This window comes from Lichenicola cladoniae, from assembly GCF_013201075.1.
GTDB classification, from domain to species: domain Bacteria; phylum Pseudomonadota; class Alphaproteobacteria; order Acetobacterales; family Acetobacteraceae; genus Lichenicola; species Lichenicola cladoniae.
The window spans coordinates 62611-75862 of record NZ_CP053711.1; the positions used below are offsets into that span (position 1 = coordinate 62611).

The 13252-nt window shown below is 62.4% G+C and carries 10 protein-coding genes and 4 pseudogenes; 3 read left to right on the plus strand and 11 right to left on the minus strand.

Features of this window, described 5'->3' with window-relative positions; all coding sequences use genetic code 11:
* Window positions 1-327 precede the first annotated feature (327 nt).
* Window positions 328-1347: pseudogene (locus tag HN018_RS26225) on the minus strand (DDE-type integrase/transposase/recombinase).
* 108 nt (window positions 1348-1455) lie between these two features.
* Window positions 1456-1638: pseudogene (locus HN018_RS26230) on the minus strand (transposase); the annotation flags it as partial.
* A 175-nt stretch (window positions 1639-1813) separates the two neighbouring features.
* Here HN018_RS26230 and HN018_RS26235 point away from each other — a divergent pair.
* Entirely contained in the window at window positions 1814-2164 is a 351-nt protein-coding gene (locus tag HN018_RS26235; RefSeq protein WP_171837926.1) for a transposase, read from the plus strand.
* Window positions 2164-2961 (plus strand): IS3 family transposase, encoded by a 798-nt coding sequence (locus tag HN018_RS26240; RefSeq protein WP_239479430.1) that lies wholly within the window; start codon window positions 2164-2166, stop codon window positions 2959-2961. Before HN018_RS26235 ends, HN018_RS26240 begins: the two co-directional genes overlap by 1 nt.
* Window positions 2962-3044: 83 nt before the next feature.
* Here the strand turns inward: HN018_RS26240 and istB (HN018_RS26245) are convergent, their stop codons facing one another.
* From istB (HN018_RS26245) to HN018_RS26275, 7 genes and pseudogenes are all read right to left on the minus strand, one after another.
* Window positions 3045-3773 (minus strand): IS21-like element helper ATPase IstB, encoded by a 729-nt coding sequence (istB, locus tag HN018_RS26245; protein WP_171837801.1) that lies wholly within the window; start codon window positions 3771-3773, stop codon window positions 3045-3047.
* A pseudogene (gene istA, locus HN018_RS26250) lies at window positions 3760-5261 on the minus strand (IS21 family transposase). Before istA (HN018_RS26250) ends, istB (HN018_RS26245) begins: the two are co-directional and overlap by 14 nt.
* 126 nt (window positions 5262-5387) lie before the next feature.
* Complete coding sequence (istB, locus tag HN018_RS26255; RefSeq protein ID WP_171837082.1) at window positions 5388-6152, minus strand: IS21-like element helper ATPase IstB; 765 nt, start codon at window positions 6150-6152, stop codon at window positions 5388-5390.
* Complete coding sequence (istA, locus tag HN018_RS26260) at window positions 6149-7672, minus strand: IS21 family transposase (RefSeq protein WP_172443508.1); 1524 nt, start codon at window positions 7670-7672, stop codon at window positions 6149-6151. Before istA (HN018_RS26260) ends, istB (HN018_RS26255) begins: the two co-directional genes overlap by 4 nt.
* Window positions 7673-7903: 231 nt before the next feature.
* A complete protein-coding gene (locus HN018_RS26265) occupies window positions 7904-8569 on the minus strand; it encodes a site-specific integrase (protein ID WP_171836903.1) in 666 nt (221 codons plus the stop codon).
* 58 nt (window positions 8570-8627) lie between these two features.
* Window positions 8628-9334 (minus strand): annotated as a pseudogene (locus HN018_RS28935) (IS110 family transposase); the annotation flags it as partial.
* A gap of 211 nt (window positions 9335-9545) precedes the next feature.
* Complete coding sequence (locus tag HN018_RS26275) at window positions 9546-9914, minus strand: hypothetical protein (protein WP_171836901.1); 369 nt, start codon at window positions 9912-9914, stop codon at window positions 9546-9548.
* 100 nt (window positions 9915-10014) lie between these two features.
* Between HN018_RS26275 and HN018_RS29205 the strand changes: the two genes are divergently transcribed.
* The gene (locus HN018_RS29205; RefSeq protein WP_171836900.1) at window positions 10015-10968 is read left to right on the plus strand and encodes a helix-turn-helix domain-containing protein; all 954 of its coding nucleotides are present in this window, start codon (window positions 10015-10017) and stop codon (window positions 10966-10968) included.
* Window positions 10969-11130: 162 nt separating this feature from the next.
* Here the strand turns inward: HN018_RS29205 and HN018_RS26285 are convergent, their stop codons facing one another.
* Together HN018_RS26285 and HN018_RS26290 are read right to left on the minus strand one after the other, a co-directional pair.
* Window positions 11131-11538, minus strand: a complete 408-nt coding sequence (locus tag HN018_RS26285; protein ID WP_171836899.1) for a VOC family protein — start codon at window positions 11536-11538, stop codon at window positions 11131-11133.
* A gap of 613 nt (window positions 11539-12151) precedes the next feature.
* The gene (locus HN018_RS26290; protein ID WP_171836898.1) at window positions 12152-12883 is read right to left on the minus strand and encodes an alpha/beta fold hydrolase; all 732 of its coding nucleotides are present in this window, start codon (window positions 12881-12883) and stop codon (window positions 12152-12154) included.
* Between the last annotated feature and the right edge of the window lie 369 nt (window positions 12884-13252).

Here is a 13252-nt window from a genome sequence, read left to right on the forward strand (position 1 = left end):
CATGGTTCTGTCAGCCTTTGAGCCAATGACGGATCTGGTAGCCGCTGGATGGTTGACGTAGCATCGCCAGTCATGGCAACGGGCGGGTTATCGGGATAAGCCGCGCGTGCCTCGGGTTTGCTGCCGTTACAGGGAGGCCGGAGGTGATGGCGGGCGGCTATCGGCTGTCCGCTACTGGACCTGTGGGCGGCAGTTCAACGAGCGCAGCACCGGGTTCTCAAACAGACCTCTCTGTCCAGCGACATCGTCGCCTTCGTGGTGTTCTGCCGGCGGCGCTACCGGCTGACTCAGCATTGCTTGAGATCCTGGCGCTGCGCGGAACCGAGGTCACCCATGAGGCCAATCGTGACTGGGTATGTCTGGTTGTGAGACCTCCTTGGCGGCTTCTACGATCAGTCGAGCCTTGGTGAGGTCGCATGGACCTGCTCTGGTGTTTGCCTCGCGATGATCGGTTGAACACATAGAAGCCAGTTGTTCCTGCACGACCTGGTTTGGTTTTCTGGCAGCGAGGACCCGCTGTCTGCGCGCGTTGTAGGCGACGTTGAAGCCGCGGAGAACCTGCTCGAGAGCACGATGCGAATAGATGTTGATGCCCAATACCTCGCTGCTAATGCGGCCGTTGAAGCGCTCCACCATGCCATTTGTTTGTGGGGTTCGCGGCTTGGTATGGCGATAGTGCGCGCCCAGGCTCGCGCGTACCTTTGCGAAGGCCGGCGTGAAGCAGCTGCCGTTATCGGTCAGCACGTCGGTGAGCGGGGATGGAAAGGCAGTGGACGCCTCGCGGAGGAAGGCAATGGCGCTCTTTTCGGTTTCGTCGTCTTTGACGGCAAGGTGGACCGAGCGTGAGCATCGGTCGATGGCCACGTAGAGAAACCGTTTGCGCCTTTCGCCATTGGCCGTTTTGCAGCTTTGGCAGTTGCTTGATGTCGATATGCACGCAGCCGAGGTCGTATTCGCGGAACGTTCCCTGGCCTTTGGTGGGCTGCTCGGATGAGGGTTTAAAGGTCTGCGATTGAGGCCAGCTGCCTTGAGAATACGCCAGATACTGTCGCGTTTGAGGTGTAGCAGGAAGTGGCAGACGACGAAAGTCAGATCATCCAGAGGAAAGTCAGTTTCACGTCGCATGGTGCAGACGATCGCACGCTCTTCATCAGTCGCCTTCCAGGGAAGTCGGTGCGGGCGCGCTGAGTGATCGAGGCAGTCAGCGGCACCTCGCTTGCGCCACTTGCATACCGTTTCGGCGCTGATGCCGTAGCGCCTGGCTACAGTGCTACTCGGCTCCGTGGATCGGGCGATCTCGATGCGGGTGGTGGGTGTGGTACGGGCTTGCGGATGGATCTGCGGCATGCGTCTCCTGTGTCCGGTTACAGCGGCAAGGCGGTTAAACCTGTAGGCCTAGTCCTGGATCGCCAACCCTACCGGATCCCAACAATGTTCCGCAACCAAACAGCGCCGGATAGCAAGACAAGGCTTGGTTGCGAAGGCTGTTCCATCGGGCACATGTGCCGCCGTCATCCGCGCAGCGTCACCGGTCCAGGCCTTGGGTAGATACAGGGCCCGGTCGATGAAGGCATGTCCGTGCCGCGACACGTAGGCTGCAAACACACCAATCTGACAGTTGGTAATCTTGCCGGCGTTGGTGCATGGACCATCCGGCTGACGCGACTTTCGTGAGCTGGTAAATGGCTGGGATGCCCTTCAAGCTGTCAAACAGCATTGAAAATTGACCCCCATCTGGAGTGCGCCCCTGCGGGTGGACAGGATGGGGCGATCTGGTTGACCCCCTGCTGGAGGGCTTTACAGGAGTAAGGTCATGGCCAAGCATCGCGTCCACAGTATCGAGTTCAAGCGCCAGCTTGTCGCTGAATACACCGCAGGAGAGACGCTGCACGCGCTTGCCAGGCGGCACGACATCAGTCGGAACCTGATCCGCATCTGGATCGCCAAGGCAGAGGCCGGCGCGTTCGACGATGAGGCGGAGGCAGCGGATCTATTGTCTGGATACGAGGCGAAGATCGCAGCGCTTGAGCGGCTCGTTGGACGACAGGCACTCGAACTCGAGTATCTAAAGGGGGCTCTCAAGCACGGACGATCGAGCAGAAACGTTTCTATGTCCGTCATCACCGGCCCGGTGGTCTCAGCATTACCCAGGGATGCCGGCTGATGGGCATAGCTCGTTCGACTTACCACGACACGGTTGTCGCTCCTCGGCAGGATGATGAGATTATCAGCCGGATCCGGGCGATCGGCGAGGAGTTCGAGGCGTATGGCTACCGCCGGATCTGCGCGGAACTGCGTCACCAGGGGCTGGTGGTGAACAGCAAGAAGGTGCGTCGCCTGATGCGCGAGCATGACCTGCAGCCCAAACGCCGCCGGCGATATGTCGCCACAACCGACAGCGACCACGAGCAGCCGATCCACCCGAACCTGGCGCCTGGGATCGACACGAGCAGCCCTGATCAGCTCTGGGTTGCCGATATTACATACATCGCCATCATCGGCGGTTTTGTGTATGTTGCGGTGATCCTGGATGCCTGGTCTCGGCGTGTCGTCGGCTACGCAATCAGCCGCTCCATCGACGCTCGCCTAGCTATCGCTGCCTTGAATGCAGCCATCCAGGCACGACGTCCAACGGCAGGATGTGTGCACCACAGCGATCGCGGGTCGCAATACGCAAGTGCCGCGTATCGCAAAGTTCTGTCAGATCACAAGCTCGTCGGCTCCATGAGCCGCCGCGGTAATCCTTATGACAATGCCAAAGCAGAAAGCTTTATGAAGACGCTCAAGGTCGAGGCCGTCTACCCCATGGCGTACGAGACGTTCAGCGATGTCGCTGCAGATCTTCCCCGCTTTATCGACCATGTCTACAACGCTCGTCGACTACACTCAGCGCTGGGCTACGTCAGCCCTGTTACTTTTGAAGATCAACACGCCCGCCAGCAGGTCAAAGTCGCCGCCTGAAATCGTGCACCCGCAGGGGCGCACTCCAATCGGCGCCGAATATTGACCCCCTTCCGGGTGCCCGATCTTGCTGCTGAGTTTGCCTAGTTCCGGTTGCGAAACCGCCAGCTGTCGTTGCCGGTCTCGATGATGTCACAGTGATGCGTCAGGCGGTCGAGCAGTGCTGTCGTCATCTTCGCGTCGTTGAACACCGTGGGCCATTCGGCAAACAACAGGTTGGTCGTCACCAGGATCGAGGTCTGCTCGTAGAGCCTGCTGATCAGGTGGAACAGCAGTTGGCCGCCGCTCTGGGCAAACGGCAGGTAGCCCAACTCGTCCAGTACGATCAGGTCGAGCCGGGTGAGCTGCTCGGCAAGCCGTCCAGTCTTGCCGGTGCGGGCTTCGGCTTCGAGCCGGTTCACCAGATCGATCACAGTATAGAACCGCACTCGGCGCCCGAGCCGGATGCAGCTCAGCGCTATCGCCACCGACAGGTGCGTCTTGCCGGTGCCCGTGCCGCCGACCAGCACCGCGTTACGCTGCCCGTCGAGGAACGATCCGGTCGCCATATCGCGCACCAACCCCTCGTTGATCGGAGTGCCGGAGAAATCGAAGTCGGCAATTTCCTTGATCAGCGGCAGCTTGGCGGTGGTCACCTGGTAGCGGATCGAACGTGCCTGTTTCTCGGCAATCTCGGCCTGCAGCAGGTTGCCGACGATCTGGCCTGCGGGATGCTGGCGCTTGAGCGCGTTGCTCATCACCTCGTCGTAGGCGGCTTTCATGCCGGCAAGCTTGAGTTCGCTCATCAGCGTCAGAACTTCATGTCGTTCCATGGTTCATGCTCCGTAAGGTGTCGTAGCGCGCGCAATCTGCCAGCGGCTCATGCCGGAGGCGCAGTGCGTCGGGGGTGATGATGTTGGCCGGTGTCAGGGTCGGACGCAGGCGTGACAGGGCGTTGAGCACCACGTCGCTGCTGCACAGACCGGCGGACAGCGCCTCGCCACAGGCAGCCTCTACCGCCGGTAGTCCGTCCAGCGGCACGGCATTGAGGATGGCCACCATCTGGCGGTCGCCATCGACGGATCCGCGCAGTTTGCCCTGAATGCGACCGAGCGCGCCAGGCAGCACCCAGCCTTTGAACGGCGCGCCGTTGCGCAACGCACCTGGCTTGCGTGCCAGCACCGGCACGTAGTGCCAGGGATTGTAGACCGTCTGCTCGCGGCCAAAGCAGCGCGGATGATCGGCTACCGTCTGACCATCCTGGCGAATGTTGATGTGCTCGGCATAAGCATGCACCTCGACCGGCCGTCCGACCGCCTGCGACATGACCGAATACTTGTTGCGATCGAACGTCACCAGGCAGGTCTTGGACACCGCCGCGGTGCGCGCATTGAACCCGTCGAAGCGACCAGCATATGGCACCAGGTTGGGTCGCTCCTGCTCGAACATCTCCCACACCGGACAGTCCCGCCGCTCGGGGTGCGGATGCCCACGCGCATACAGCACGCACTGCTCGAGCAGCCAGCTGTTCATCTCGGTAAAAGTATCGAACCGCAGACGTGGTTTGAATAAACGTCCCCGCATGATGTTGACCTGGTTTTCGACCTGGCCTTTCTCCCAGCCCGACGCCGGCGTGCACGCGGTAGGCTCAACCAGGTAGTGGCTGCACATTTGCGCAAAGCGGCGGTTGAACTGCCGCTCGCGGCCGATCAACAGCGCATCCACTGCGGTGCGCATGTTATCGTAGATGCCGCGTTGGCAGGTGCCGCGGTAAAACGCGAACGCCTTGTCGTGCGCGTCGAACACCATCTCCTGCGCCTGGCGCGGATAGGCGCGTACGAAAGGCATCCGGCTGTGACAGAGCCGAACCTGCGCGACCTGCACCGAAGTGGTAATGCCGTGCATGACCACGATCTCGGTCGACCAGTCGAACTGGTAGGCCTCGCCGGGGGCAAAGCTCAGCGGGATGTAGGCGTCTGAGGATCCGGTGCCGCGCTTGCGTTGTCGTGTTTGGGCATAGCGGCGGACGGTGTCGTAACCGCCCTCAAACCCCTGGGTACGCAGGTCCTCAAAAATCCGAACCAGATCCAACCGCTCCCGGTTCGCCAGCCGGTCATTGGCGCCAAGTCGCTGCTCGAGTTCCTCAGTCCAGGCACCGAGCTTGGGTCGCGGCTGAACCTCGCGCTCGTAGGAAAAGGCGGTCTCACCGGACCGCAGCACACGCCGCACCGTGTTGCGCGCAAGATCGAATTCCGCGTGATCTGCTTGATCGACTTGCCGTCGACGAAGTGCGCCCGCCTGATCCGGGCAATCGTATCCACTTGGCTGTGACAACGAATTTTGGCCCAGTTGTGCTGATGAATTCTGGCCCACCTCCCGGTGTTTGACGTGCTGGTCCTGGCCGCGGCCAGGACCAGCACGTCGGTCGTCTTCTTGGGTTCGCGGTGTCAGGGCTTGGGCGCTTTGCGCTGTGCCGTCGTACGGCGGAACCGATAGGAGTCTGTGCCGGTCGTGATGATGTGCGCGCGGTCAGTCAGGCGATCGATCAGCGCCTTGCACAGACGCGGGTTGGGGATGACCTGTGACCATTCGGAGAATGGCAGGTTGGTTGTGACGATCACCGCCGCCTTCTCCGCCCTGTCGGCGATGACCTGGAACATCAGCTCGCAAGCGGTTTCGGCGAGCGGCACGTAGCCCAGTTCGTCGATGCAGATCAGGTCCAGCCGCTCCCAACGACCCAGCGCGCGGCTGAGCTGGTTGGCGTGCGCCGCCTCGGCCAGCTCGTTGACCAATGCCGTTGCCGTGGTGAACCGGACCCGTCGCCGCTGCCGGCAGGCGGCCACGCACAAGCCCGTCGCCAGATGGGTCTTTCCCGTGCCGGCATCGCCGACCAGCAGGATCGGCTCTGCCCTGGTTATGTAGTCGCCTTCGGCCAATGTCCGCAGTTGAGTGGCGGCAACCCCGGAGCGGTCGAATTCGAACGCGTCGAGGGTTTTCATGCGCGGCAGTCTGGCCTCGTGCAGCAGCCGCGCAATCGCCCGGCTCTCGCGCTCCTCCATCTCGGCGGCCAGCAGCGCCTCGAGGTAGCCGATGTGGGAGTGTCCCTCGCGGGTGGCGGCGTCTGCCAGCCGCGCGAACTGGCCGCCGATCGTCGGCATGCGCAGCGCCTTGCAGTGCTGCCGGATGGCTTGGTCCTGGAGGTCGGCCATCATGCCGTGCCCGCGCAGGGCGCCGAGAGCAGCACGTCATACTCGGCCATCGTCGGCATCGGCCGGTCGTAACGGGCCAGTTCGCCAACATCGACCGCACAGGGTTGGCCTTTGCGCAGCGCTGCTTCTGTCAGCAGATAACGCACCGCCGCCACGTCACAGGCCCCAAGCGACACCGCCGCGGTGACCGCGACGCGCAGCTTGTCGTGGCCGAACTCCTGCCCCAGCGCCACGACCGCCACCATGGCGCGGGTGCCATTCTGTTTGCCGTGCCTGGCCAGCAGCCGCTCCCAGAGTTCGTCGTAGCAGGCGGGCCAGCGACCGGCCGCGCGCCATTGTGCCAGCGGCTTGGAGCCTGCAAAGGCGCCTGGCTTGTGGCTCAGCACGTCCAGGTAATGCTCAAGGTCCAGCACCTGCTGGCGACGGCTGTGGCAGCGCTCGTGCCGTGCAACCCGGCGGCCGGCGTGCCAGATTTCGACGTGCAGCGGATATACGCGTGCTTCCACCCGCGTGCCCGCGCGGAGCGGCACCGAGTAGGCGTTGGTCTTGACCATCACGCAGCCCTGCTTGTCGACCAGAGGTGTCGTCACGTCCGCTAGATCGAATCCTTCGGGCACACGCGCCAGAAGATGCGGGCGCTCCGCCGCCATGGCGATGCCGACAGGCTCCGTGCGGCCATCCAGGATCCGCGCCTCGTCGTGACGGCACCCGGTCAGCAACAGCGCATTCAGGGCGTCCAGGTCGGCAACATGGGGCACCGGGACAAGGTGGTTGCGGCGGAAGTAGCCGCCCTCTCCCTCGATGCCGCCTTTCTCATGACCCTCGCCGGGCGTGCAGAACTCCGCCTGGAAACGCCAATGCGAACGGAACGCCACGAACCGGACCGTCTCCTCCCGCCGGTAGCCCCGCAGGATTTTGCGCACCGCGCTGGCCAGATTGTCGTAACGCAGCAGCCGGAACACGCCGCCGAAATAATCGAACGCATGCTCGTGCGCTTCGAGAAACGCCTGTTGCGTCGCATGCAGATACGCCCGGTGGAACGCCGCCCCGCTAGCCATCGAGCGCATCGCGAACACCTGCACCCTGGTCCGCTCGTCGCCCAGATCGACCCAGGCCTCATACCAATCCACCTGGGCCTCGACGCCCACGGCGTAGCTCTGCGGCACGAACGTCTCGCGCCGGACCAGGCCCAGGGCCCGTTTGCGGGACCGAACATGGTTGCGCACGGTAGACTCCGCGACAGCCGCGTCCGGAAACTCGGTCAGGATCCGGCGGTAGATGCGCCGTGCCGTATGCCGCTGCTTGCGCGGCGCACGTCGATCCTCGTCCAGCACCTGATCGATGAACGCCATGACCAGGCCGAGTTTTGGCTGCGCTCGCGCCGGGTAGCGATGCGCCGGCGGCACCGCACCGACGATCGCCTGCCGCACCATCCGTCGATGAACCCCGAACTTGGCCGCCACACCGGCAATCGTGCCGACGCCAAATTCATGCTCCTGACGCAGCTGCTCGAACAATTCCACTCTGGCTTTCCAATCCACTCCGAGCCTCCTGGCAGAACCAGGATGACCGTAGGTTGAGGGACGGAAGGTGGGCCAAAATCCGTCAGCACTCTGGGCCAGAATTCGCTAGCAGAGCCACCACTGCCAGCATCTCCCCACCACCCATCTGCATGGGCAGCATCATCTCAGATCAGGGGGGGTCAATTTTGGACGCCGATTACCCCACCCAGGGGGTCAATCTTCCACGCTTATCTACACGAAGCGGATGTAGTCGCGCCTTACCTGCTCGCCGGCCCGGCCGCGGAAGGCGTGGTTGCGCGCCACGATGCGCTCGCCCATGCGCCCACCCAGCCAGTCGCTGGAGAGGAGCCGGTCCAGCGCGACGGCCGTCTCAGCCCGGGCCTCCTCGTCGATGAGTTCGTGCAGCTCGAAGTCGGTGCCGACGTAGCCGCGCGAGGTCATGACGACCGAAATGTGCTTGAAGTGGGCCGCGAGCGCGAGGAGGTTCGACCGGTCTCCACGCGCCACGAAGAGGGCGAAGGTCTTGCGGAACTGGTGCGGCGACAAGGGCCAAATCCTGCCCTCGTGCAGGGACGCGCCGACATCTCGGGCAAACGTCTGAAGCCGACGCGTGATCGCGCCGGTGGAGACGGTACCGGTGCTCGATGGCAATTTTTGTATGGGCACGAACAGGTCGGCCCCATCGGTGTCCTCTTTTAGGATGGCGCTGAGCGCCTCCAGGCACTCGACGGCCCGCACGACCGGTTCCGGCGCCACCCAGCGCTCAGGCCTGCCCATGGGCTCGTCACTACCCTTGAAGAGGCGCGCGGCGATGTAGGCCTGATCGGCACCGGTCTCGCCGAGCGGGTGGTGCTCGACCGCCCCGGCCTGCATGGACAGGATCTCGCTGACGCGCATGCCGACGAAGCCCGCGACTATCACGAAACAAGCGGTCGAGAGGTGAGTCACGCCCCTCAGGGTCGTCCACGCCGGCGCGATACGTGAGCGACACCAAGGCGCCGACACCGGGAACCGTCATCAATCGCCTGCAGACCTGGTCCTCCTTGACGATGGCCAGGACCTCGCGAGGCAACCTGGCAAACTCGCTCCAAAACGCCCAGCGTGCCGTCAGCATCGGCTCCGCGATCCGCTCCAGCATGGCGTGCCCCGTCACCAGCTCGCGGATGCGCGCTGCCAGCTTGCCGCGGCTCACCTCGCCGACCTTAAGGCCGAAGCCGCGCAGCAGCCGCGCAAGGTCTGCTCCAGGTCCATGGCCTTGATTTGCATCTGCTTGCGCGCGGCGAGAAGCGCCCGGACTTCCTGCGAGGGGACCGACATGCGGTGCACGGGACGATACCAACCCATGCGCAGCAACTGCGCGATCCCACGGGCATCACGGCGGTCCGTCTTTATTGCCATGGCCGATAGCGCGGCCTTGACGTGGCGCGTCTCGAGCAAAACCGTCTCGTATCCTGCCGCCTGCAGCCCGTCATACAGCCACTGCGATAGTGGCCCGACCTCCAAGCCGACGCGAACGATCGTCACGCTGAGACCGCGCAGGAAGGCGACCAGCGTCTCAGGTTCGCTCGCAACCTTCGCTTCCCGGATGACCTTGCCGGTCGCATTCAGCACGCACAGGCTGCTCAGCTCCAGCGATGCGTGGATCCTAACATGGTGTTCCATGACCGCCCTCCTGATGGACGGACCCGAACCGCGTTCGGGCCCGCGTTGTGCCATCACTCTGGAAGCGACCCGCCCCAGATGTCAGCCCCGGTGCAGGCCCATTACGGCATCTACCGGACCCCCAACACCAGAAATCTTCAAACCAAATCCATTTCACCCTTATCCCGGAACCAAACAGCTCGTGTGAGTGGGCTCGACCATTCTGCTCACGTCAGGTCTTCGGAAGCGAACCCCAGAAGCCAGCGAAGTGTGAGATGCGGCCTTCGTCGTTCAGACGCGCATAGCTGTGCGCCGTGAGGAACTCCAGGCCATCCGAACTGATCTGGCTCCATTCTGCCAGTATCTGACCATGCTGCTCCAAGTGCCAGTTCAGTCTGAAGCAGCTGCCCGGGTAGAGCGCCTGAAAGCGGGCAACATGCGTCAGTAGACTCTGAAGCCCGCGGCCGTTCACACCGGGATTGGAGAAGGCAACATCCTCTGCTACGTTCGTGCGCAGCACCTCTTCTCTTTTTGCAACCGACCTCTCGGCGAGGGCGCCGAGATAGTTCATAAACGTGGTTCGCAAATCCTGATTGGTCATTCAGATGCTCCGGGTCGGCTGGCCCTATGCCATTCGTGTACACTCTGAGCAGTAAGGTGCCTGCGAGCCTCGGTCTATGACACGGAATCCAGAAAAGATAATGGGTCGTCCAGATCTGACGGAAGCGTTCCTCGAAGTCATTAGCCTCGTGCGTGCGCGGGCAACACTCTGGGGCACAATTCAGGCGGCTGGTCGTTGGGGCGTGTCGTTCCCAAGACGCCATGACCTACTGTTCTTTCGCGTTGATTATGGGTCGTGTCAGTTCGTCCGGGCGGGTTCCGGGGCGGTTGGGCTGAAGACCGGCGATATCCTCCTGGTAGGCACTTCCGCCTCGTTCAGGTTAACATCGGACCCAGAAGCCCAAGCCCAAGCGGTCGATAGCTGGAAACTCGTGGCCGCTACGGGCTCCCGCGAGATGCGGCTTGGGCAGGGAGATGAGGCGCCCGTGCTGCTCCGCGGCGGGCGTCTAGTCTTCGATGCTACCATGGAGAGATTACTGGTCGATTTTCTCCCCTCATTCGTTCACGTCACCCCTCCGGCTCCGTCTTGGGAACGGGTGCGCGCACTCCTTGCGATGAACGAGGCGGCTGCAGCAACGGACGGGGTTCAGAGTAGGTTCGTTGTGCCACGGTTGATGGAGCTTCTCCTGGCCGAGCTGCAGTGCGGCGAAGCTGTCGTCGCCAAGCTAGGGAGAGGCGGGATACGTCCGGCTCTTACCGACTCGATGGCGACAAAGGCGTTGGCAGCATTGCACGGCGACATAGCAAGAAAGTGGACGACGGCCGAACTGGCCCGGCTATGTGGTAAATCGCGGTCCGGCTTCAGCGCCCGCTTCAGCCAGACCGTTGGCATTGGTCCAATGGCCTATATCCAGCACTGGCGAATGGCGGTTGCCAAAGACCAGCTGAGAACGGGGCGACGGAGCGTGACGGAGATTGCTTACCTCGTCGGCTTCCAGTCCAGCAGCGCATTCATCACTGCCTTTACCCGGGAAAACGGTTGTTCGCCGACCCGCTGGAAACGGCGGGCTACTGATCTCGACCAAGATGATTGAGCCTAAAATGAACACAGCCGCCGGCACCCGTGAGGAAGACGTTCAAAACAACTTTCCTGCACTGACTCACTATCGTTCGTAGGATGCCCAACGAGGCGCCGCCTTCAGCTTCGAAGGATTGTCGAAACGGGTTTTAGAAAAGCCTCGAAAGACGCTTTCAAGCTAAAGCTGCGAGGACAACTTGCCGTCCCGTTGCGGTCCTCTGATCCATTTTTCAATCAGATCGGGCCGACATTCGACATACTCGACGTGCAGACCGTCCGCATGCTTGGCATAAAGCATGCGGCCCGTCGGCACGTCCGAGATGGGCTGGGTGATATGCCCGCCCTCTGCCTCGATCGTCCGTTGCGCTTTGTCCAGGTCGTCCACGATGAACGGGCCGTAGCTGTCGCGGATCGGGGCGAGCGCCTCGTCGGTGCCCGCAACGATGAACACGTCGCCGATGCCAACCAGGTCCCATTCGCCAAACCTTAGCCGCAGATGCGGCGAGGAGCCGTGCAATGCCTGAAACGTCCTGAGCGCCTTCTCGAGGTCGTTGGTAAAGACGCGGGCATAAGTCTTGAGGATCATCGGGGCCTCCCTGGTAGTGAAAGCAATGATTGGCGAACGATGCCCTGCAGCTCAGCTCCAGTGGCCCCGTCGCGGGCCTGTATTGAAAGACCATGTATGAGGCATGCGGCCTACCGCGCGAGTGCCGCCGCCTTTCGACTGTCCAACCAACGGAGCAGTTTCATCCCGAGTTGGTTTTGAAACGCCCGGCGACGCCCCGCCATTTCCACTGCAAGGCTGTCATGTTCTGGCGCGCAGGCGATCATTCCGCTTGAAACTATGCATCCCCGGCCAGCGCCTCTACCCGCGACCGCCCGCGCGGAGTGTTCCAGCAATTCCGTGAGGGCCTGCTCCAGCGTCCCAGCCCGATCCAATCGCGTCAGGTCGAAACTCATGGTCTCGGACCCGTAGCGATCCAACGCCTCGCGATACAGCTCCGCCTTGCTACCGAAGGCGGCATACAAGCTTGGAGGGGTGATGCCGATTTGCAGACGTGAGCGCCATGATCGAAGCGCCCTCGTAGCCGTGTGCCCAAAACAGCTGCATCGCTTTTTCCAACGCATCCTCGCGGTCGAAGCTGCGGGGGCGGCCTGCGCGCGCATTTGCCGCTTTGGCCATCGTGAAACCCATCTGCTCAGGCCGCCACGGCCGATTTCGCGAACGCGGCCAGCTCGCGGTCGAATCGCCCGGCGGACCAAAAGAACGGGCTATGGCCGGCGGCGGCGTACACCGACAGCCGGGCCTGACGGCTCAGCCGCACAATGCGGGCGGCGGCTTCCGGGAACAGCCAGCTATCCCTGGCCCCGAAGGTGACCAGCGTCGGACCACAAAAAGCCGCCAGCCCCCGGTCGATACCAGGATCGGTAAGCCGGCCCAGGCCGGTCTGCACCGCCCTGGCGACCATGCCGTTGTAGACAAGCATTCGCTTATACTCTGCCAAGGGCGGCGGAGACGCGAAACACAGGTCCAGGAGAGCGAGCCATACTACCGCGGCACTGACCACCAGCAGACTACCTTGCAAGTAAGGACTGTTCGGGCCGAACTGGAACCTACAAGAGAGAAAATGATTGAACATACGGTGGAAGAAGACGTGCCAACGGCGCTTGACCGCAGGAATTGTTCCGGCCGCTCTCTTTGCCTTCAGCTCAGAAAAGAGCGTTCTGATCGTGGTTGGGGTAACACCGTCCGCATGCATCACCGCTTGGATCATGTCATCGGCAAGCAGTTCTTCCAGGCTCGATTGATGTTGAACGAATTGCCGATTGGTGGTGAAGGCTGCGCTCGTGACGCTCTTTATGGGCTGAAATCCGGCAACTAAATGACAACGCAGACGACCGACCCATGATCGGTAAAAGATCGGCGTCACCGGCCAAACGCCCACATGGCCAGCGTAATCATGGGCATCAGCTGATTCACGATGTGTTCGCCCCGTTCGATAAGGGCGACAACGTCATCCTTTAACAAGGGTGCATAAAGACGAGTTAGCAAGGCGATCTTCTGAATACGGTGAAGCATCGACGTGCCCTTTCCAGGGTTGAAGATACGGTGACACCGGAGCCGTCGCGGCAGGTAGCTTGACTTGTAGTGGAGCCTGCCGACTAGGGCCGTGAAGCCACCGGTACGTGCCCGAAGCGCGGGTCTTGGCAACCTATTGTCCCAGGGTCGATCCCCGCAGTGCCGCAAGCCGGAGCCGCACGTCGGTGCGGCTCGGCAGATCGGCGTGGCCGCGATCAGA